Annotated in this window: 17 protein-coding genes; 8 read left to right on the top strand and 9 right to left on the bottom strand. The window is 53.6% G+C overall.

All coding sequences use genetic code 11. The annotated features are described in order from the left end of the window. Positions 1 to 888 precede the first annotated feature (888 nt). The 5 genes from QN359_RS09460 to QN359_RS09480 all read left to right on the top strand — a co-directional run bounded on the left by QN359_RS09460 (position 889) and on the right by QN359_RS09480 (position 7,544). A complete protein-coding gene (locus QN359_RS09460) occupies positions 889 to 1,029 on the top strand; it encodes a hypothetical protein (RefSeq protein WP_322247677.1) in 141 nt (46 codons plus the stop codon). A gap of 200 nt (positions 1,030 to 1,229) precedes the next feature. Beyond that, positions 1,230 to 3,710, top strand: coding sequence for a hypothetical protein (locus QN359_RS09465; RefSeq protein WP_322247676.1), 2,481 nt, complete (start codon positions 1,230 to 1,232; stop codon positions 3,708 to 3,710). Next, complete coding sequence (locus QN359_RS09470) at positions 3,697 to 5,565, top strand: ABC transporter ATP-binding protein (protein WP_322247675.1); 1,869 nt, start codon at positions 3,697 to 3,699, stop codon at positions 5,563 to 5,565. The genes QN359_RS09465 and QN359_RS09470 overlap by 14 nt, the downstream gene beginning before the upstream one ends. A 3-nt stretch (positions 5,566 to 5,568) precedes the next feature. Next, a complete protein-coding gene (locus QN359_RS09475; RefSeq protein WP_323493340.1) occupies positions 5,569 to 6,294 on the top strand; it encodes a cupin-like domain-containing protein in 726 nt (241 codons plus the stop codon). Beyond that, a complete protein-coding gene (locus tag QN359_RS09480; RefSeq protein ID WP_322247673.1) occupies positions 6,291 to 7,544 on the top strand; it encodes an arginase family protein in 1,254 nt (417 codons plus the stop codon). Before QN359_RS09475 ends, QN359_RS09480 begins: the two co-directional genes overlap by 4 nt. Here the strand turns inward: QN359_RS09480 and QN359_RS09485 are convergent. After that, on the bottom strand, positions 7,526 to 7,807 hold the full coding sequence (locus tag QN359_RS09485; RefSeq protein WP_322247672.1) for a hypothetical protein: 282 nt from the start codon (positions 7,805 to 7,807) through the stop codon (positions 7,526 to 7,528). The two genes, QN359_RS09480 and QN359_RS09485, sit on opposite strands and share 19 nt — an antisense overlap. Before the next feature lie 434 nt (positions 7,808 to 8,241). Here QN359_RS09485 and QN359_RS09490 point away from each other — a divergent pair, with 434 nt between their 5' ends. Beyond that, positions 8,242 to 8,781 carry a hypothetical protein gene (locus QN359_RS09490; protein ID WP_322247671.1) on the top strand — a complete coding sequence of 180 codons (540 nt, stop codon included), beginning with the start codon at positions 8,242 to 8,244 and terminating at the stop codon, positions 8,779 to 8,781. 280 nt (positions 8,782 to 9,061) lie between these two features. Next, positions 9,062 to 10,255 carry a ParB/RepB/Spo0J family partition protein gene (locus QN359_RS09495; RefSeq protein ID WP_322247670.1) on the top strand — a complete coding sequence of 398 codons (1,194 nt, stop codon included), beginning with the start codon at positions 9,062 to 9,064 and terminating at the stop codon, positions 10,253 to 10,255. A gap of 224 nt (positions 10,256 to 10,479) precedes the next feature. Here QN359_RS09495 and QN359_RS09500 read toward each other — a convergent pair whose 3' ends face one another. The 6 genes from QN359_RS09500 to gabT form a co-directional block, all read right to left on the bottom strand. Next, positions 10,480 to 11,934: an NAD-dependent succinate-semialdehyde dehydrogenase gene (locus tag QN359_RS09500; protein WP_322247669.1), complete on the bottom strand. Its 1,455-nt coding sequence runs from the start codon at positions 11,932 to 11,934 to the stop codon at positions 10,480 to 10,482. A gap of 13 nt (positions 11,935 to 11,947) precedes the next feature. Next, positions 11,948 to 12,784: an ABC transporter permease gene (locus tag QN359_RS09505; RefSeq protein ID WP_322247668.1), complete on the bottom strand. Its 837-nt coding sequence runs from the start codon at positions 12,782 to 12,784 to the stop codon at positions 11,948 to 11,950. Positions 12,785 to 12,799: 15 nt separating this feature from the next. Then, positions 12,800 to 14,086: an ABC transporter permease gene (locus tag QN359_RS09510; RefSeq protein ID WP_322247667.1), complete on the bottom strand. Its 1,287-nt coding sequence runs from the start codon at positions 14,084 to 14,086 to the stop codon at positions 12,800 to 12,802. A gap of 76 nt (positions 14,087 to 14,162) precedes the next feature. After that, complete coding sequence (locus tag QN359_RS09515; protein ID WP_322247666.1) at positions 14,163 to 15,194, bottom strand: ABC transporter substrate-binding protein; 1,032 nt, start codon at positions 15,192 to 15,194, stop codon at positions 14,163 to 14,165. Positions 15,195 to 15,267: 73 nt separating this feature from the next. Continuing rightward, complete coding sequence (locus QN359_RS09520; protein WP_322247665.1) at positions 15,268 to 16,359, bottom strand: ABC transporter ATP-binding protein; 1,092 nt, start codon at positions 16,357 to 16,359, stop codon at positions 15,268 to 15,270. A gap of 25 nt (positions 16,360 to 16,384) precedes the next feature. Next, a complete protein-coding gene (gene gabT, locus QN359_RS09525) occupies positions 16,385 to 17,668 on the bottom strand; it encodes a 4-aminobutyrate--2-oxoglutarate transaminase (protein WP_322247664.1) in 1,284 nt (427 codons plus the stop codon). 99 nt (positions 17,669 to 17,767) lie between these two features. On the opposite strand from gabT, the gene QN359_RS09530 reads away from it, so the two are divergent. Then, positions 17,768 to 19,267: a PLP-dependent aminotransferase family protein gene (locus QN359_RS09530; protein ID WP_322247663.1), complete on the top strand. Its 1,500-nt coding sequence runs from the start codon at positions 17,768 to 17,770 to the stop codon at positions 19,265 to 19,267. Here the strand turns inward: QN359_RS09530 and QN359_RS09535 are convergent. Beyond that, positions 19,255 to 19,767, bottom strand: a complete 513-nt coding sequence (locus QN359_RS09535) for a GNAT family N-acetyltransferase (protein ID WP_322247662.1) — start codon at positions 19,765 to 19,767, stop codon at positions 19,255 to 19,257. The two genes, QN359_RS09530 and QN359_RS09535, sit on opposite strands and share 13 nt — an antisense overlap. A gap of 484 nt (positions 19,768 to 20,251) precedes the next feature. Then, positions 20,252 to 22,084 carry a DUF4153 domain-containing protein gene (locus tag QN359_RS09540; RefSeq protein ID WP_322247661.1) on the bottom strand — a complete coding sequence of 611 codons (1,833 nt, stop codon included), beginning with the start codon at positions 22,082 to 22,084 and terminating at the stop codon, positions 20,252 to 20,254. Positions 22,085 to 22,340: the final 256 nt, after the last annotated feature.

Here is a 22,340-nt window from a genome sequence, read left to right on the forward strand (position 1 = left end):
CTAAAGATGGCTGTCGCAAAAGGGGTTTTCAGTCGGCATCCTTACCCCAAGCGGTCTTAACGTCGTTCCCGCAAGCTTTTGGCGGGAACCCAGTGTCACTTTCCGCACTGAAAACACCAAAATTTCTAGCATTTTCAGTTAACCACGGACGCCGCCAGGTTCCCGCCAAAAGCGCGCGGGAATGATGAGTCTGCCAGTTGGGGTAATGATACCGACTGAAAACCCTTTTTGCGATAGCCTCTGAACGCAGAGGTTTGACCCGCACATCTGATAAATTCCAACGTCAGAAAATGAACCCTCCCACAGCTAAACCCCTTGCGTCGTTATAGCAGGGGTTTCACGGGTCACAGACTTTGACTTGGCACCTGCCGCGCCAGCAGTTTTTGTCTCGCCGCTACGCCCGCCCCAGACATGTGCACATCGATGCGTACCACCAACGCACTGTTCTGATCGCGCCCCCCCTCTCCAGACAGCTAGCGACTCTATATTGCTTAGGGAAGCGCAGATTTAATCGCTGTGGAATTGTCCGTTGCCAATGAGGATGCAATGCAAGGCGCCTTTTGCTGTCAATAGCGAGCTATTGACAGTGAAAGGCAACGCAGCAGTGCGCCTCAGTGGCGACGGACAAACCGCTTGGATTAAATCTGCGCTTCCTTAGCAACAATGCCGGGCTAAGAAGGGAAATACGAGGACAAGTGTTCAACGCCTGTGCCGGTGCGATAAAGCATCCGAGGTTTGAGTTGAGCATCCATCAGGTCAAGTAAGTGTAGGTAGTAAGTATATGTAATTTAATAATTGCATTATTAAATTTCTTCCATTAGACTGGAATCGAGCAAATTGATTGCTCACAGTAATTTTTAACCCCTTTATTTTGATTGGAGAAAAATCATGCAAGAAAATCAAACTACCATGGTCGATACCGAAATCATCGCCCAACAAGCCGCTTCGGTCGAAGACTTGGGTCTAGAGGTAGTGCAAGACACACCGCAGATCGCGTTGGCGCGCCCAGTCCGGCATATCCGCGCTTAGTAATGCGGTGGGGGATGCAGATAACATCCCATAGGCGTTATGTCGCTATTGTTGAGAAAGATACATTGCATCATTATTGACAACGGCTAATTCCACGACGATTTAATTTGCACTAAGGCAAAATAAGGAAAGGGATGCTTCTTTTCCCTTTCTTTCTCCCGTTAATTTCTCGATCAGCCGTCACCTAGGAGTGCTCTGGCATGCCAAAAATTGCTGTTGAACGCGAATTATTATCTCTTGATTCTATCAAAAACTTAGCCTGTTTATATGAGCACATAGGCGCGCATGAACAAACCGTGGCCGAGCTCGAATATGACCCGATTAAGTCACCACGACGGATGGAGCCGTTGCTCCTCAAGCAGTGCTTCGACCCCACGTTGCTTGAGGAACATGTGTTTTTCGACTTGTTTGAAGGTATTTCGGCCGATGCTGAGCGAGCAATCAGCGGGCTTTTTCGCGTGTATATCGATGGTATGTTGAGCCCCCAGTACGAGAATGAGGTCTTGTATGCGCAGCCATTGCTTGGCGAAAGCTTTGAGGCTTTTGTTAGCCGCGCGACAAACGGGCGTAAGTTCGGCATTGTAGTAAATGGAGCAGAGCAATGGTCCGACACACTTGCGCGCTTGGCGGCACGCGTTTTCGCGCCTGTTGTAGAAATGCAAGGTGTGGCGCGCAGCACGATTGAGGTCACCCTATTCATCGGCAATTATGGCTATACCCCGTTCGGCATCCACATTGATGACCCTTATACTTCGGTAGTGCATTTTCATGCCGGGCCAACGACCAAGGAGATGACGCTGTTCGGCATCGAAGAATTCCACCGTCTTAACGGCATCAGGAAGAACTGTTTTGAGCCACAGAAGCTCATTCCGCACGGACGTACCTTCACGATTGAACCGGGCGACGTCTTCCTGCTGCCGCCGCACTATTACCATATCGGCCGCACCGAAGGGTTCTCTATCGGCGTGGCATGTGCGATTTCGAAGTACCCAGACGCATCAATAGCCAAGCAAGTCATGCAACGCGCAATCGACGAAGAACGCATGAGGGGGCCGTTGGATCAGGTGATTGTGCGTACTCAAACTGATGGTGAGTCCTTGGCCGCATGGTTGCGACGTGCCAGCAACGAATATACTGCTCAGACCAGCAGTCGTCGGCATTTACGCTATTCCTTCCTGCGCTGCACTGAGCCCTGTATGTCACCGCAGCACTTGTGGGAACGCGACCCTGATTTCCCTTTGAGTCAACTGGAAGAGGATGACGATCTGCTGCTGTTCGTCCGCGGTCACCGCGTGCGCTTGGCACGTAATGAAATGACGCGGCGCTTGGTAGCGGCGTTGCCCTACACGGCGTTTTCCATCGTACAACTGCACCGCGAGCTCGACGGCGTTGTATCTGTTGACGCGCTCTCTGCGGTGGTACGCCAACTGGCTCGCTTAGGCGGGCTTCGTTTGGCAGCGGAAGTAAAGGAGTGCAGTCGGCTGCCTGACACGTCTGCTTCCCATTCACTCGAAACGGACAGCATGAACATCGACGCAACTTGGGCGCGTCGACTCGTTTCCACGTCTCAGCACTTAAGTTTACCAACCCACCTGCCCTCAGTGATGCCAGGGTACGACCAGGTGCGCGAGACTATTGGCGCCATGTTTACCCGCTTCACCCCGGAGAAACTGCCGCGCACACGCGCTTGGGTCGATGGTGGTCAGCGTTACACCATTACTGATGTTTTGGTCGACTTGGCTAACAATCCGGACCTTGCATTGCAGCAGCGACTCGCCATGGCGAGTGGATCGCCGCACTACTGCGTGACGTTCAATGGCTTGTCGGCGTGGTGTGAGTCCTTCGCGCAGCACATGCAGGTGCAAATGCTGGATCCCTTGTTCGCTGCGCTGGACGTTGCCCCGGTCTGCGGCACAGATTTTTACATGTTCGTTGGCAACTATGGCTTCACACCTTTCGGCGTACACGATGATACCGACCAGTCGCTGTTGTGGCATCTGGGGCCGGCACCGAAGGTCGCTTACGTTTGGCCACGCGCGCGTTACATTGAATTGACCGGCGGCACATTGGCAACAACGGACTATGAAGCCTTACTTCCCTACGCGCAGCGCTATGAGTTACAGCCCGGCGATCTGCTGTTCATTCCCATGGGTGATTTTCACATTCTCGAAACGCGCGAATTTTCGTGCACGATGGGTTTGACGATATTTCCGGATGACATGCGTCTCGAGTGTTCCGAGGCATTACGTTTACTGGTACCCGACGAGCGCACATTGAGGGCCATAGCACAAGCGCCGATTACGCTTGAACAATGGGCCCGCTTGCGTCGTCTGGCCGTCCAGAGCAACGGCTACGTCATCACTCCGCCACAATTGGGCGCTATGCCGAAGGCCGCATCGGACTTGGTATCACTGCGGCGTTGTGTGCTGCGCATACACGCATCGTGCCCATTGCTTACAGCTGAGGTCGCCAGTCGCCAAGCATTGTTCGTACGAGGTCGTGTGATTTGGGGGCGGCCGAATAGCGTCTTCTCTCATCTCTGCGCTGCGTTGGCCAGCGGTGAACTGGTACCATTCGAAACATTGGAGCAGCAACTATCGGATAAGGTGCAAGCAGAAGCGCTAGTCGAGCTGGTATGCCAAATTGCTGCATTGGGTGGGGTGCAGATTGCGCCGCGCTGAACCGCGCCTGCGCGCGGCAGTACAATGGGTGTGGCAGCACAGTGTGGCGCGCCTTGCCAAATTGGACATCGCAGTGCCAAAGACGATCGCGTTGGCCGAGCGTGGCGAGCACGTCGGTCACTATCTGTGGGCCGCCATTCGTGCTGGCGCACCTTGCAGCACAGCAGCGATGGTGGTCGCGACGCTCGTGGCAACAGCTTGCCATGTCGGCCAATCATTCCTACTCGGGCAACTTACCGAACAGGCACTGATCGGTCGACGTGAACAAGTCACGTTCTTGCTACTGACCTTAATGTCACTTTGGCTTGCCGGACCATTACTACAAGCGCTGCACAGCTTGGCGCGCCTCTATGCGAGCCAGAATCTGCGGATTGTCGTAACCGACCACCTGAGTGCTCGTCTGATGCATGCACACCCACGGCAAGTGGCTGATAATTCCGTAGGTAATCTTGTCGAGCGCATTGAGCTTACTTCGAGCAATTTGCCAAGCGTGGTTTGTACGGCCACAGATACGCTGGTCAAACTTTTCTCCGTAGCTGTCTTAGCCAGTCTGGTTATGGCAGGTGTATCGACACCGATGGCGTTGCTAGCCGGAACATGGATGCTGATGGCCTTACTGCTGTCGAGCTATTTGGCCTATACCGGGATGAATATTGTCGAAGATGCCAGTGATGCACACGCGCAAGTTATCGCTGAGCTCGCCGAGCTTGTTACCAACATTCCGCTGATTCGCAGCTTTACCGCGCAGGCGATGGAGCGCCGCCGTTTCGGCACGACCTTACAGGCTGACCTGTACGCCTGTCGACGCGTACGCAGCTACTGGGTGTTCGTTCTGCTGATCGAAGCAGCGTTCAAGTGGCTGTTCGGTTTGGCTGTTACGCTCTATGCCGTACAACAGTACGGCACCGGTCACCTCCTCCTGCCACAGTTGATTACGATCTGCTCACTGATCATTGCGCTAAGCTGGCATTTCGAATCCGTCGCGTTCCATTTTGTAGACCTTTTTGATGCCTTGGGTGTGCTGCGTTCGGGATTGCGTGAGCTGGCGGCAATCGACATTGATTTAGGCCAAGACAGCCAGCCGCTGCCCAAGCCTGGCGGGGTGTTACTGGAGAACGTGACAGTTTCCTACAACAAGCTTGCGGCATTACGCAACGTGAGCTTACAGATTGAACCAGGCAGCAAGGTTGGCATTGTCGGGCCGTCCGGATCAGGCAAGTCAAGCCTGCTGGCAGTCCTGCGCGGTGATCTGCTACCGGATTCTGGTCGCGTTGAATTACATGGTGCACCACTGGCAAACTGTTCGGCAGAGCAGTTGGCCAGAGCCTCCAGCGAGGCGCTGCAGAATGCACTGATGTTTAATCGCAGCGTGCGCGAAAATGTTGCCTACAGCGCAGCAGAACAAGTGCCTGGGGCAATTGAGCATGCGCTGTCGGCGGCACAGGCACGGCAACTGGTACTAGGATTGCCGCAGGGCCTAGATACCGAGGTAGGCGAACGCGGCGCCTCATTATCGACCGGCGAGCGACAACGCCTGAGCATTGCGCGTGCATTACTCAAACATGCACCGTTGGTGGTGTTCGACGAGGCGACGTCATCTGTGGATACGATCGCCGAAGCATGTATCTTAGACCACTTGGTCGACGAGATGTCTGGTAACACTGTTATTGTCGTTACGCACCGCGTGGCCACGCTCAAACGCTTCGACTTGATCGTGGTGATGGATCAAGGTCGTATCGTTGAGACCGGTACGCCTCAGGAGTTGCTTGCCACGAGTAGCTTGTTCCAGCGACTACAGCATCACGAGGACGATTCGGATGATCGTCATCAATCGAGCAGCTTGTTTCAAAGTTAATTTATGCCTGAAACCTTGTTTCCATCTGAACCCGTGTTGCATACGTCTGCGACAAACCACTGGCGAGCGCATCGCCATTGGACTTGGGAATTCATCGCCAACTTAGCTGATGAAGTGCTGGAGTTGAGCAACGCACAGGGCGAGCCGGCAGGTAAAACCAAGGTATCCGATTATCTGCGGGCCTTGCATGACAATGAGAAACCTTTGGCATCGCTCTATGCGCCCGGTTGGCGTTTCTTCGAGCGCCATCCGGAAATGCTGTCAGACTTCAGCGAGCCATCCGAAGCGCAGCCCGATGTACTGCAACGTGTGCCACAACGCCTGTTCAAGCCACTATTGTGGATTTTCATCGGACCGGATGGGTCGGGCACCAGCTTGCACTACGATGTGCTCGATACCCATGCTTGGTTGGCAGTGATTCATGGTCGCAAACGTATCGCGCTGCATCCTCCGGGGCTGCTCCTGGCCGACTACGACAGACATCGCGCCGCAGCGCTTGCTGTGTTGCGTGAGCGTTGCAGTAAAGGGCTATGGCGTTACGTAGAGTTAAATCCAGGTGGGCTACTTTTGATACCGGCCGGTTGGTGGCACGAAGTCAGCAATGAAGGCATAACGTTGGGTCTTACACGCAACTTCGCGACGCCCGACATACACCAACAGCTTGCACAGGCTGCGCATGCGCAAGGGCTAACGTCGTTACTGCCTTGGTTAGAAAAGGGGCGAACATGACGCTAGACAGTATCAACTACCGGGTTCACCCACGACTGCGCTGGGAATCGATTGGCAACGGGCGTATTGAGATCAGCCTTCCTTTTGGTGGTAAGCGTCTACGCGCGGCTGATCGTATTGCGACACTGTTGGATGGCATTGCCGCAGCACAACCTCAAACCAGTGACGTGCTGATTCACTGCTTGGGCCTCAGTGTTTTCGATATGCTGGTGAAGTACTTGTTTCTGCTGCCCGACAAACTAGTCGACCTGCTCGGTGGCGGCCTGTGTACGCCCGCCGCCCGCCCCGCCGGATGTGCACTGGCAGTGCACGACCTCGATACGCTCATCGACGACGATCTGGTCGTATTACACGTGCCAATTGCGACCACGACCGAAGGTAGTGTTTCGGTGGCCGGTGGCGGTCGCCGGGTACGCGCGCACTTGGCCCAGTCGATTGAGTCACCGCTCGGGACATCGGAACGGCGCGGGATACTGTTAGATCTCGACTTCGCTTGTCAGCTCGACACGGCTGCACTGCGCCTGTTTGATGTCGGTGACGTTATCCATCAGCCGCTTCAGGATCGCGGAAGTGAAATTGGTGAACGTGCCGCGCATATCTGTCGGATGATCGTTGACCGTGGAGCAAGGCCATTGATCTTGGGTGGCGATCATGCGCTGGCTTACTATAGCATCGGTGCACTTGCCCAGCGCTATCCACGCTTAGGCGTGCTGCAGTTCGACGCGCACCCGGATCTCTACGCAGTCGGTGCGCCCTGCGACGAACAACTCAATCACGCCAATGTGATGCACTGGGTACGTCAAATGCCACATGTGCAAGCACTGTGGCAGGTCGGTGTGCGAGATTTTTTCCATCAACCGATCGAACGAGTCGCTTGCTTGCGGGATCCGAAACTACAAGTGTTGTCGGCTTTTGAAGCCGAGACTAAGGGTTACCAACGGCTTCTCGACGGCATGGACCCATCTCTGCCTTGGTTCGTCACGTTTGACGTTGATGCACTCGCGCTCGCCGACTGTCCCGAGACCGCAACACCAGTGCTAGGCGGGCTAAGCTTTTACCCGCTGCTGGCGTGTTTTGAGCGATTGTTTCGTGAGTTTCGCATCATCGGCATGGAATTCGTTGAAATAGGTGATGCGACGCAAGGAGCACATGGCACTGCGGCGGTAGCCGCTCGCTTGGCTAGTCGCTACCTCTTCCATTTGCGCCATGCTCAATCGACCGAACACATGCTTTATTCGCCTATCGTTTGAACACTTGCCAGCCTATCAGCGATTGCGGCCAGCGCTTCCTTAAGCAAATTTACACTGTCGGCTTGGCGATTCATCAGCCACAACATCCCCAGAAAATCAATCATATCCATCCACCCGTTGTGAATCCGTAAGGTGTCGTTGAGCACGACTACCGAGTCGGCAAACACGCACGAAACGTCGGGGTTACGGGTGTCGCCATCGAGGAAGATGAGCGCACCGCCGATGGCGATGGGTTTGCTCGGGTCGTCAATTGGCTTTTCCATCGTATCTCCGGAAGTCTTTACAAGGAAGTCACGCGCATAGGCGACGGACCAGACCGCTGTTTTGACGGGATAAAAGAGTCAATGATATTTTCATCAAAAATCTAACCAGGGTTTGAAACCCCGGCCTTCAGAGGCTGTCGCAAAAGGGTAGTGAGTCGGTATCATTACCCTAACTGGTGGCCACGTCATTCCTGCGCGCTTTTGGCAGGAACCCAGCGGCGTTCGTGGTTAACTGAAAATGCCAGAAATTGTGGCATTGTCAGTGTAAAAAACGACGCTGGGTTCCCGCCAAAAGCATGCGGGAATGACGAGGTATGCGGTGTTTCCCGCATGCTTTTGGCGGGAACCTAGTCAGAAATGATCGAAGTTGCACGAAGGCATAACTTCATAATATGATTGCGGCACTTTCATAGAGTATTGACTCAAGGCTAAATATGACCGCAAACAAGCCTTCCTTACCAAAGGATAATTCGTGGGAATCGTCTCTTGTCAAGGATCAAGCATTGCTTACTTCTGAAACCAATGCGATAAGTATGTCACAAGAACTTGTCACGAAGTCGTTACATGGCCAACGTATTGGACGTCCTAAAACACGTTTAGAAGCATTAAAAGCAGTTCCTACCCGCTGCCCGACACAAATTTATACCTACTTAAAGGGGATTACCCCTTTTCTCTACCCTTCGTTGACCGTTATGTTTGAAAGCATGATGAGACGCTTTTTGGATGAACGTCCGTGGGAACACGGCTTACATTGGAGAAAGCCAAAAACATCGATGAGCTTCGCTGGCGGTGCTACTGGTAAAACCGGATGGGAGCAAGTGAACATCCAGTTGCCCCAAGAATTAGCGCTTGCACTGGCCCTCACTGCTGACTCTTGCAGTATATCGAATGCGGCTTTTTGTTATACCGCGATTTTTTGGTGGGTTCAGTATATTTACCCTCCGGCTAAAATGACCGCGCGCCAAACAAGCTGATCTGATATTTAAATGCTGTTCATACCGTGTTTAATAGTATTTTTAATATAACTAATACACTACGACGCTGCAGCGGATGATGGAACACAAAGTGTTTTCGTGAACTGGTATAAAAAATTCGGAGCGATAACTGTGCCGAACCTACTTAGAAGATAGTAGTTGCTTATGTGCTTCAAAAGCTATTTGCCAGTTTAATCATATTCGACAGGCAGAACACGGGAAACACAATGTTGAAATACCGCTTTATGTGTTCTGTCCATCATGAAATGGAGATTGATATATGAAACGTAGTGGACTATCAACTAAAAAAGCGCCTGCGACAAATACCTTGGATATGTTGAACAATATGGATACATCGATCGAATCAGGCATAGGTGCTCTACTTGACTTGGACGATATTGACCCTGATCCAAGGCAACCTCGTTCGTCTTTTCGTCCGGTTGACGGCCAAATTGACGGCGATGTTTTATTGGCATTGCAAGATTTGGCAGATGATATCGCCGTTAATTCGCTTATTCAGCCTATCGTGGTGCGGAAAGACACTGAGCGCTACACCATCATTGCTGGTGAACGACGCTGGCGTGCGTTTCGTTTGAATCGTGAACAGGGGGTTCTTAATTCTGAACAGATACCTGCCATTATTCGGCAAGATTTGACAGCTTCTAAATTGCGCTTGGCACAGTTGGCGGAAAATTTACAACGCAGTGATTTGAGTGATATTGAAACTGCTGTGTACATTCAGGAATTATTAGAAGATTACCCTGATCTGCGCAAAAAAGATATTGGACAATTGGTTCATAAAAAGAGTTCTGGAAGTGGCAGCCAGTACGTTTCTCGCATTTTGGCGATGCTCGATCCGAAATGGGCAGATGTGGTAAAAACCGGCATTATTCCTTTTGCATCGTTGTTAGAGCAATATCGGCCTCTGCCAGATGCGCAGCGTGAAGAATTAAAAAATCTCGCGCAGAGTGAGAACCGTGCTTTAACTTCAGGTGATATCCGTGCTGCGAAGTTAAGAGTTAATTCTTCTATGCCGATGGTCGATATAAGTAGTGAACATCCTTCGTCTCATGCAGCAATTGATCCCGAATTTGCCAGACAAATAAGTCAGTTCATAGAGGAGTCTAAGCCCCCTAGGGAAGATTACCGGCCAAAATTGAGTTCAAGCGATTCTGTTTCAGGTGTAAAACCATCACAAATTAAAGATTTTGGTGGTGATGCGCTGATTCCTGCTGGAATTGCAGCGTTGAATTCTTCCATGTACGAGCGCCGTGAAGCACGATTTACATTACAACAACTTGAAAAACTGCTATTGCGCGGAGGATTGACGAATAAGGTTCATCAAGTATCGGTCATGTTGCCTGTAGAAGAACTGAAAACAGCACTTACAAGTATTGGTGGTGTTGTTCCAGAGGATGATAGCCATTTGGTGATGAAATTACTTGAGCGTATTAATCAACTGCCACATTGTTGAGAAATGAGCAAACCATGCTCTTGCGTTATTTCCGATTAAGATTGAAATTAAACGAAAATACGTGAAAAATTTTCATGGTGATCATAGGACACTATCTTAAACTCTTTGAATAATTGTCTGGACTTAGGGGGCCACTTTACAATTCGCCACCGCGTGGGACATCACTATCCCAGCGCGGTGAGCAGCAGGCAAGCCGAGCGCATGCCACTGTGTTGAACTACGCTTTACAAACCACCCAGACAAATGTATTTGATGACCAAGTAATCATCCATACCGTAGTGCGAGCCTTCGCGTCCCAAGCCCGATTGCTTGACGCCGCCGAACGGTGCCACTTCATTCGAAATGATGCCGGTATTGACGCCAACCATGCCGCTTTCCAGCGCCTCGGCGACGCGCCAGATACGGCCGATATCGCGCGCATAAAAGTAGCTGGCTAAACCGAATTCGCTGTCATTGGCCAAGGCCACCACTTCCTCATCACTGCTGAAGCGGAACAACACCGCCAGTGGCCCGAAACTCTCTTCACGCGCCACGCGGCAACTGGCACTGGCATCGACGATCACGGTAGGTTCGAAGAAGCTCAAGCCCAAGGCATGGCGCGCGCCGCCAGTGAGCACGCGTCCGCCGTGGGCAATAGCGTCAGCAATATGGGCTTCGATCTTGGCGACCGCTTTTTGGTCGATCAGCGGGCCCTGATTGACACCGGCCTGCATGCCATCACCTGGCACCAACTGCGCCACCGCTGCCGCCAGTTTTTCGGCAAAAGCCTCGTACACGGTGCTATGCACATAGAAGCGATTCGCACACACACAAGTTTGCCCGGCATTGCGATACTTCGAGGCCAGCGCCCCCTCAACCGCGGCATCGAGATCAGCATCCTCGAAGACGATGAACGGGGCATTACCACCGAGTTCGAGCGAGAGTTTCTTGATGGTCGGCGCGCATTGCTGCATCAACAATTGCCCGACCGCGGTGGAACCGGTAAAGCTAAGCTTGCGCACCACCGGATTGCGGCACATTTCGGCACCGATTTCGGCCGCGGCACCGGTAATCACACTCAAGACCCCAGCCGGCAAACCGGCACGCTGGCCGAGCTCGGCCAAGGCCAAGGCCGAGAACGGCGTTGCTTCGGCCGGTTTGACTACAATCGGACAGCCGGCCGCCAGCGCCGGGCCCACTTTGCGAGTGATCATCGCTGCCGGAAAATTCCACGGCGTGATCGCCGCGCAGACGCCGATCGGTTCTTTCTGCACGATCAAGCGGCGATCGCTCCACGGCGAAGCCAAGGTGTCGCCACAGACGCGCTTGGCTTCTTCGGCAAACCATTCTATGAAACTGGCGGCATACGTGATTTCGCCACGCGATTCGGCCAGCGGCTTGCCCTGCTCGGCCGTCATGATCAGCGCCAGATCCTCGCTGTTAGCCAGCATCAGATCGTTCCAACGGCGCAGAATCGCGCTGCGTTCTTTGGCGGTTTTTTCCCGCCACGCGCGCCAGGCACGGGCGGCGGCAGCGATGGCGCGTGCCGTTTCGGCCGTTCCCATGTGTGGCACGTGGCCGAGCAAGGCACCGGTGGCCGGATTGGTGACGGCGATGGTGCTGCCATCGTCGGCATCGCACCAGACGCCATCGAGATAGGCTTGTTGGCGGAATAAGCTAGGATCGTTCAAAGGTAACATGGTCAACTCCAATTTAAAATTTGGCAGCGGCTTTGCTGCGTCCGCGCAGCCATTCAAGCGCCAACAGTAAAGCAGTGGAAAACAGGATCAGTATGGTGGCCAAGGCGGCGATGGTCGGGCTGATATTTTCGCGAATACCGGTAAACATTTGCCGCGGTAAAGTGGTTTGCGCAGGACCGGCGATGAATAAGGTGATCACCACTTCATCGAAAGAAGTGGCGAAGGCGAACAAGGCACCGGCGATCAAGCCTGGCGCGATCACCGGTAAGGTGATGCGGAAAAACGTCTGCAACGGTCCGGCACCGAGACTCAGACTGGCCCGTACCAGATTCTGGTTGAAGCCCTGCAGCGTGGCCGACACCGTGGTCACCACGAATGGTGCACCGAGCGCGGCATGGGCCAATATCAAGCCAATGTAGCTATCGGCTAAACCAATCTTGGCAAAGAACAGGTACATCCCGACCCCGACCACCACCACCGGCACCACCATCGGCGAAATCAGCACGGCCATCAACAGTGCCTTGCCGCCGAAATCGGCCTTGTTCAAACCGACTGCAGCGAGAGTACCGAGCACGGTAGCAATCACGGTGGCGGCCGGCGCGACGATGAAACTGTTTTTCAAAGCCCGCATCCATTCTTCTGAGGCAAACAGATTCTGATACCAGCGCAACGAATAACCGGGTATCGGATATGACAGAAAACTGCTATCGGAAAACGACAGCGGAATGATGACTAAGATGGGCAATACCAAAAACAGTAAGGTCAGAGCATTGGTAGAGCGTAACATAAAAAACCACACGCGTTCGAGCACCGACACATACGGGGGAAATAAGGGAAGAGTCAATTTCATCGCAATACCTTTTGATTACTGGCTGGCTGCCGTTTGAGTGAAGCGCTGATACACCGCATATAACACCAGCGTTGCCGCCAGCAATAAACTGCCGAGCGCGCACGCCATGCCCCAATTAATTGTCACATTCGTAAAATACGCGACGTAGTAACTGACCATTTGCTCGTTCGGGCCACCCAGTAAAGCCGGGGTGATGTAGTAGCCGAGCGCGAGTATGAATACCAACAGGCTGCCGGCCGCCACACCCGGTATAGTCTGCGGCACATACACGCGCCAGAAGGCGGCGAACGGATGACTGCCGAGCGAAATAGCGGCACGCATATAGGTGACCGGAATCGCTTTCATCACGCTGTAGAGTGGCAGTATCATGAACGGCAGCAGAATATGCGTCATCGATACAATCACACCGAAGCGGTTGAACAGTAATTCAAACGGCGACTGTATCAAGCCGGCGGCCATTAAGGTCTTGTTGACCAAGCCCTCAGACTGCAGCAACACGATCCAGGCCGCGACCCGTACCAAGATTGAAGTCCAGAATGGAATGAGCACCAAGATCATCAACAGATTGGCACGCCGTTCGTTCATCAAAGACAAGCAATAGGCCAGCGGAAAAGCCAGCGCCAGACAACACAAACTGACCACCAGACTGATGAAAAAGGTACGTGAAAAAATCTTCAGATATACGGCTTGTTCCTGCTCGACCGGCACGATATGGCCTTGGCCATCCTGCTTCATATCCAAGGAGGCCAGCACGTAATACGGTGAATAAAAATGACTGTTCTTGGCGATCACTTGCCAATAGTCGAGTTGCCCCCATTCTTCATGCAAGGCAATCAGGGCCGGTTTGATTTGCTCGCCCGCCAGTGGCGCGCCCTGCTCATCATGCAAGGGTAAGGCGCGCAGCGTACTCATGACTATCGAACGGGCGCCGGGAATTTCTGAATTGATACGACGCGCCAGTGTGCCGCCGTTACCGCTCGCTTTGACCACGCTCAGATCAGCCACCAGCGCGGCAAAACTCGGTGCTGTCGGCAGCGACTGTCTATCCCAGTCGGCCAGGGTTTGCAAGGTAGTCGGCAAGCTGCCGGCGACCTCAGGATTTTCCACTCCGCGCACCAACAAAACTGCGATCGGTACGATAAAAATAATCAATAAAAATACTGCCAGCGGCGCTATCAGCGTCAGCGCCATCAGTTTCTTTTTCAGTTGCGCAGCGCGTAATTCACGCTTGAGCTTGGCCCGCTCGGATGGCAGCGGCAACGGCGGCGCGGAGATCTGCTTGACAGACAATGCGATGGTCATTTCAATTTGCCTAAAAAAATCAAAAGATGCCGCTCACAACAAGCGGCATCCGTAGTTACCAAATGCGCAAAGACACTCAGCGCGCAGCCCAAGCGGCAAAGCGTTGTTCCAAATCTTCACCGTGATCGGTCCAGAATTTCAGATTTTGCTGAATTGAATCCTTGGAATTGGCCGGCGAAGTCGGCAGATCGGCCAAAGTTTTCGCGTCGAGCATTTTGGTCGCTTGCAGATTTACCGGACCATAGGCAATTTTTTGCGCATAGTTTTTCTGTGCATCGGCCGACAAGGCAAAGGCGATGAATTTTTCCGCGGTTTCTTTATTGGCTGAACCTTTAGGGATGGTCCAATAATCCAGATCAAAAATACTGCCGGACCAAGTGATCTTGAGATTTTTTCCTTCCCGCTGTGCCGAATCGATGCGACCATTGAAGGCCGTACTCATCACCACATCGCCGGCGACTAAAAATTGCGGCGGCTGGGCGCCGGCTTCCCACCATTGAATGTTGGCTTTAAGTGCGTCGAGCTTTTTGAAAGCGCGATCAACCCCAGCCTTGGTCGCCAAGACCTTATATACATCCTTGGTCGGCACGCCATCGGCCATCAAAGCGAATTCGAGATTGTAGCGAGCGCCCTTGCGCATGCCGCGCTTGCCGGGAAATTTTTTGGTATCCCAAAAATCGGCCCAACCCTGCGGTGCGGTTTTGAATTTATCGGCGTTATACGCCAAGACGGTCGACCAGACGAAGGCGCCGATACCACACTCATGCAAGGCTTCCGGTAAAAAATCGCTGGCTTTGCCGAAGCGGGCGATATCGATTTTTTCCAACAAACCTTCTTCGCAGGCGCGGCCGATGTCACCGGACTCCACTTCAACCACATCCCAATTTACCTTACGCGCTTCCACCATGGCTTTGATTTTTGCCATCTCACCGTTGTATTCAACAGTGACGATTTTATTTCCGCTGGCTTTTTGAAACGGTTCGACATACGCCGCTTTTTGGGCATTGCCATTCGCGCCGCCGAAATTGACGACGGTGATCTCAGCCGCGTGCGCAAAACAAGATGATAAGGCCAGCGACAGCAAGGCAGGTTTGATTACATGGTGCATGGTGACTCCTAAGGTAAGTAAACGACAGAGCGAAAAAAACAGCTGATTATTATTATGTTTGAGCGTGCACGTTTTATAAAAAAACGCGCAAACGTTCGGGGTCCAACTCCAACCATACCGGCCGACCTTCAGACAGACCCGACAAGGCCGGATCGCTGAGGGTCAGTTTGATGAAAAAGTCTTCTTGTTGAGAAATCGCGCAACGCACGCGTACATGGTCACCGAAGTAAATCAAATCTTTGACCGTAGCCTTGAGTACATTCGCAAAACTACCCAGTGTGCTGATCAAACGTATCCGTTCCGGACGGATGCAAGCCACCACGGCCTGTCCTGGCACCGCTGCGTTGGCATTACTGCCCCACAAAGTGGACCCATCGGGCAGCAGCAATTCAAGCAAGTCGCCTTGCACCGTGCGCACGCTGGCGCGCAGACGGTTGTTGTCACCGATAAAACCGGCGACAAACTGATTTTCCGGATATTCATACAAACGATCGACCACCGCCAATTGCTGCACGATGCCTTGGTCAAATACCGCCACGCGATCCGACATGGTCAGTGCCTCGCTTTGATCATGCGTGACATACACAAAGGTCAAACCCAAGCGTTGATGCAAGGCCTTCAATTCCAACTGCATATGCTCACGCAATTGCTTGTCGAGCGCACCGAGCGGTTCATCCATCAACACTAATTTCGGATCGAACACCAGCGCACGTGCGAGCGCGATGCGCTGCTGCTGGCCGCCGGACAATTGGGCCGGATAGCGATCGATGAATTTCCCCATCTGTACCATATCGAGCGCGGTTTTCACCTTGGCGCTGCGGGTGACACTGTCCATGCCGCGCACCTGCAAGGGATACGCCACGTTCTGCCCCACTGTCATATGCGGAAACAAGGCGTAATTCTGAAACACCATGCCGATATTGCGCTTATGCGGAGGGACTTTATTGAGTAACTGGCCATCGAGATAAATCTCGCCGGCGGTGGCGAACTCGAAACCGGCCAGCATCATCAAACAAGTGGTCTTGCCCGAACCCGAAGGCCCGAGCAAGGTCAAGAACTCACCCTGCTCGATATCGAGATCGAGCTGTTTGACGACCAGATTCTCGCCATCGTAAGTTTTTTGTATGCCACGAAATGAAACCAGCGCGTGTTTTGTCGTATTCATTATGATTCCTGTCTCAGTGATGCGCTCAAGCTGCCGTCAGGGTCGCGCTCAAGATGGCCAAGGCTTCCTCCATGAGTGCATCACTGATGGTCAATGGGAACAGGAAGCGAATCACATTGCCATAAGTGCCGCAGCTCAGCAACAGCAAACCGGCTTCGAGGGCACGCATCTGGAATTTTTTAGTGAACTCGGCATCAGGCTTCGCCGTTTTCGGGTCGTGAAATTCTACCGCTACCATACCACCAAGTCCGCGCACTTCGGCAATCTGCGGCACGGCCACACGCAAGGCTTGCAAATGCGCTTGCAAACGATCGCCAAGTACTTGCGCACGTTCGCATAAAGCTTCTTCGCGTATCACTTCCAACACCGCTAAAGCTGAAGCGATCGCCAAAGGATTACCGGCATAGGTACCACCGAGACCACCGGGTGCCGGCGCATCCATGAGTTCGCTACGACCGCAGACAGCCGCCAACGGCATACCACCGGCCAGGCTTTTGGCCATGGTCATCAAATCGGGCAGCACGTCGTAATGCTCCATGGCGAACATTTTGCCGGTACGAGCAAAACCAGTCTGTACTTCATCGGCAATAAGCAGCATGCCGTGTTCATCACATAAGGCTCGCAACGCACGCATGAGCTCCGGCGGCGCGGCATAGAAACCACCCTCACCCTGGACCGGCTCGATGAGGATTGCCGCTACCCGTTTCGGATCGACATCGACCTTGAACAAAGAGTGAATCGCCGCGATCGCCGCGTCACTGTCGACGCCGTGCAAGGCCACCGGAAATGGCACATGGAACACTTCTGCCGGTAACGGGCCGAAACCGAGTTTGTAGGGGGCCACTTTACCGGTCAGCGCCATGCCCATCATGGTGCGGCCGTGAAAGGCACCGGAAAAAGCGATCACCGCACTACGACCGGTCGCGGCACGGGCAATCTTGATGGCGTTTTCCACCGCTTCGGCACCAGTGGAAAAAAACGCCGTTTTCTTGGCATGCGTGCCCGGCGTGATCTGATTGATCTGTTCAGCCAGCGTGACATAGCTTTCGTAGGGCACGATCTGGTAACAGGTATGCGTGAATTTGCCGAGTTGTTCCTCCATGGCGGCGACCAGACGCGGGTGACGATGACCGGTATTCAAGACCGCAATGCCGGCAGCGAAATCGATATAGCGACGACCTTCAACATCCCAGATTTCAGCATTCTGCGCATGGGCGGCATAAAATTGACACATCACACCGACGCCTCGCGGCGTGGCGGCATCTTTTCTTTGTTGCAAATCACGATTGGTTTTGTTCGGGCTGGACATCAGTTTGATCCTCATCAATTGTTACAAATGGATGACTCATATTAAGGGCGCTTTGGTGCTATCTTATACATCCACTATTGATTATTTGATGGAGCCACTTTGCGTATCGCCTCTTTACCTGATTTTTTGCTGCAGCGCATAGACCGAGAAAACGGCGGCCCAGTCAACCGCCAGATATATCAAGTGATACGCAGCGCGATTTTGTCGGGCATGCTACCGGCAGGATTGCAATTACCGTCTTCGCGCGACCTCTCGCAAGAACTGCATATGTCGCGCAATACCGTCACCTATGCATACGAGCAATTGATCGCCGAAGGCTATCTGGAAACCCGTCATGGGGCCGGTAGTTTTGTTGCAGATACACAACCAAATAATCTCGGCGTCCATCACCAGCACGAACACAGTGCGGAAACCAAACAGCGTGGCAACCGGCCTGGCTTATCGGAACGTGGGCAATCCTTGCTCTCGCATGCCGGCGTCAGCGATTTACAATGGGGTGCTTTCATGCCCGGGGTGCCCGATGTGACGCGCTTTCCGAATAAAATCTGGAGTCGTTTGCAAAACAAGGTATGGCGTCGCTCACGGGCTCAATTGCTGACCTATGGTCAAGCCGGTGGTTATTTACCGCTGCGCGTGGCCATCGCCGATTATCTGCGCGTAGTCCGCTCGGTCAACTGCACGCCCGAACAGATACTGATCACCACCGGCATCCACCAATCGATCGACCTCATCACGCGCATGCTGGGCGAATACGGTGACCGTGCTTGGCTCGAAGATCCCTGTTACTGGGGCACACGCAGTGTCTTGCAATCACAAGGCATACAGCCGGTGGCCATTCCGGTCGATGCCGAAGGCCTGTGTCCGCGCCCGGAAGATTTATGGCAAGCACCACGCTTCATCGTCGTCACGCCTTCGCATCAATATCCGCTCGGCACCGTCATGAGCCTGTCGCGCCGCCGCCTGCTGCTCGAATATGCTGCCAGCGCCCAGAGTTGGATCATCGAAGATGATTACGACAGTGAATTTCGCTATGGCAGTCGGCCGCTGGCCAGCCTGCAAGGCATGGATAGCAATCAGCGCGTGCTCTATATGGGAACATTTACGAAAACCTTGTTTCCCGGCTTACGGGTCGGCTTTCTGGTGGCACCGACCCACATCGCCGCCGGCTTGGCGACGGCGCACTCGGAACTATATCGTGGCGGGCAAATGTTTACTCAGGCAATACTGGCCGAGTTCATGCAAGAAGGCTATTTCACCGCGCATATACGGCGCATGCGTGTGCTGTATGCCGAACGTTTGGATTTATTACAGCAAGCGATCGCCAGTCATTTCGGCGACCAATTACCTACTCTGGGCGGCGAAGCCGGCCTGCATCTGGCCGTACAATTACCAGCCCAGTGTGACGATATGGCCATCAGCCAAGCGGCGCGCGCCATCGGCCTCGTGGCACGGCCCCTGTCGCGCTATTACATGCATGCCGCCACCGCCAAGCCCGGGCTCTTGCTCGGCTATGCCTGTGTTCCCAGCGAAGAAATCATCCCGGCTTTTGATCGCTTGGCAGCGATTATCAAGCAGCATTGGCCCGGTCAAGCGGATTGAGCGCGCTCCAGCGCATAGACATCGTATGTTGGTGTGCCATCGACGTGATCGATGCTTGTTTCATATTGCAAACCGAGTTTTTTGAGTACTTGGGCCGAAGCCAGATTGTCCGGCTGTACCAAACCGATTACACGCGGCAATTGGTACAGCTCAAAAGCTTGCGCCAGCAAGGCAGCGGCGCTTTCGCTGGCATAGCCCTTTCCCCAGCAAGCGGGCAAAAAGCGATAGCCGATATCGACTTCCTGTATCTCATCGAGATATTTGAGTCCGCAAAATCCTATCAAGCGTCCCGAGGCCCGCTCGATGCAAGCCATGCGACCGAAGCCATGAACTTGATAATCACGCAAAGGGCGGGTCTGCAAAATTTCCCGCGCCGCATCGACCGACGTGAGCGCTGCTTCGCCCGTGTAGCGCAGGATGGCCGGATCCGCTACCAAGGGCAAATACGCGGCGGCATCATCGAGGGTGAAACGGCGTAGCAGCAAGCGTTCGGTATACATAAGAGCTCCATCAAAAATCTGACTAGGGTTTGAAACCCCGGCCTTCAGAGGCTGTCGCAAAAGGGTAGTGAGTCGGTATCATTACCCCAACTGGTGGCCACGTCATTCCTGCGCGCTTTTGGCAGGAACCCAGCGGCGTTCGTGCTTAACTGAAAATGCCAGAAATTGTGGCATTTTCAGTGTAAAAAACGACGCTGGGTTCCCGCCAAAAGCATGCGGGAATGACGAGGCTGTGGCATGCAGGAATGACGAGGTATGCGGTGTTTCAGGTGTAAAAAACGTCCATCAGGCTTTTGCGACAGCCTCTTTTGGCCGGTGCGCGACGAAGGAGCGACGCGACGGGAGAGGATGCCAACCCCTTCCAGAGTCTTTTCCATCGTCGCTTGCGACGATCCATTAAGTTGTTATTTTACTCCGCGCGCAGAGATGCGCGGACTACATCGCAGTGGAATTGGCTGTGATCAATGAGAAAACGATACAAGGATTATTTTGACAAGGCTGCACAATTGGTCGACTGCGGCTGCGGTGTGCGCTCGATGCTGATCCGTTGACCGGATATTTCCAAGTCGCTGAGCGCTGGCAGCAACATGGAAAACTCTCCTGCTTGCAATTTCTGATGCAACGCCGGACAAGCCATCCAAGTCGGCAGCAACTGACCGAGTTTTTGCCAATGTCCCTCTACCGTCTCTTGCAATAGCACGGAGGCATCGGCGCGCTCACGCGCGATCAGCAATACCTCGGGCTTGCCATCGCGATTGAAATCGATCAGATAGGCATCGCAGTGCGCGGTAAACAGCAAACACCGAGGTAAGCGCCAACTGCTCGGCATGGCAGTCCAGTCTTGCTGCAAAAATGAGGCCGGCAAGGCAACGCCTTGCGGCCAAACGTGCACATTTTCAGCCAGCTCGCTTGCTGGCATTTTTTGTATGGGCACGGCTTGACGAGGCTGTTTCTGCAAGGCTAAGGCGGCGCGTTGGCGCACCAAAACCGCATCCGGCCCGATCGACCAGCGCGTCAATTCTTCGAGTGCATCCCGGCCATAACGCGCACCTTCATCACGGAGATAATCGAAGTCAAACTGCTCTACCGACACCTCACCCTTGGCAAAGCGGCGCATTTGATCGTAGACCGCCAGTCTGGCCGGGTCAGCCAATGGCGAAAACAGTGCCAGCAGTATTGCCAGAAACAAGAAAGCGCTCAGCACATTCACTCGGGCGATCGCCGTCAGCCAGTTGCGCCGCTGGCAGGCCGCCCACCCATAGCCGCAGGCATAACAGCTCAGCAGTATCAGACAAGCGGCGGCGGCGATGCGGTCTTGCGACCAGCCATATTGCTGCACGCGCAAGCAGACCGCATCGAGCGCCAAGATCAGCATCGGTAACAGCAGCAAGGCGGCCAGACGCGCGCTCAAGCGTATCGGCGCGGCGACTTCGCCGGCCACTGCAGCGTTCTGAAAGACCGCATTGATTAGGACAATCAATACGATGGCGCTGAAAATCAGCAATGCTGTCGCATGGCGGGTGGCCCACAAGACCTCCAAACCAGTCCATGGCAAACTCAGCAAAAAGCTGGCCACAATCAGCGTCGCTGCCGGCAATATCCACGCCAGCAAGACCAATAACAAGCTGCGGATAGCACGAATGATCGCCGGTCGGCTATCGGTCAGATGCATGGCACAAGAGAATGCGAACACCGTGATAGGAATCGCACACCAAGCCTGCTCCAGAGCTTGCTCAAAAAAACTGAGTTTAAGCAACATAAACAGCGCGCTACCGACACCCAGCACCAGCCACAAAACAAGCACAAAAAATACCGAAAACATCAGTTGTATCAACAACTTCCAAGCCACCTCAAAGTACGTCGCATAGCTGGCGATACGGCGGCCGTCAAGACTGCTGGAAAGTAGCAAAACATGCGCAAGGAATAAGCCGAAAAATAAAAAAAATACCAATCCTGGAGCAGGAAAGCGGGCCGCACTATGCGTGAGAACGAAGAAGCCGTTGCCATGATAAGCCCCACCACGCCAGATATCGTATAGCGCCAGTGCCAACAAGAGCACAATCAGCCCACTCATCCAGAGCGCCAATCGCCTCACGCTCACGTACCCCAAGCTGGCATTGAACATAGGTGGTAGATAGAGTGCCATTAATACCAACGGCGCGAACAGCGTCGCTTCGGTGGCGGGCCAAACATACCGTTCCGCCGCACGATAGAGTAAAGACAGCGCGATGCCCTGTAAGAGTCCGCATAACAGACGCGTTGCTGCACGCATCGTGGCTGACATCCCGCTGTTGTGATGAATTTCTACATGGCGCATGGGTGCACTCCGTAAACTTGCTCAGGCGGCACGACCGACGAGGCAAACCGGCCAGTGCTGCGCTTCCCTGGCAAGGCGCAGGCATCGCGGCATGCCGTTCGCCATGCTGAGCAATCCGATCAAGCGAATCACTGCATTATCGACAGTCGACCGGGCAAAAGCTTGCAGAAAACGGCTATGGCTTTCTGCCCCAACGCAAGCTACTGCAATCTGAGAGAAAAAAAATTCGCAAAAAAACGGGCGCGTGGCCCGTTTT

The organism is Undibacterium sp. 5I2, assembly GCF_035019605.1.
GTDB lineage: Bacteria > Pseudomonadota > Gammaproteobacteria > Burkholderiales > Burkholderiaceae_D > Undibacterium.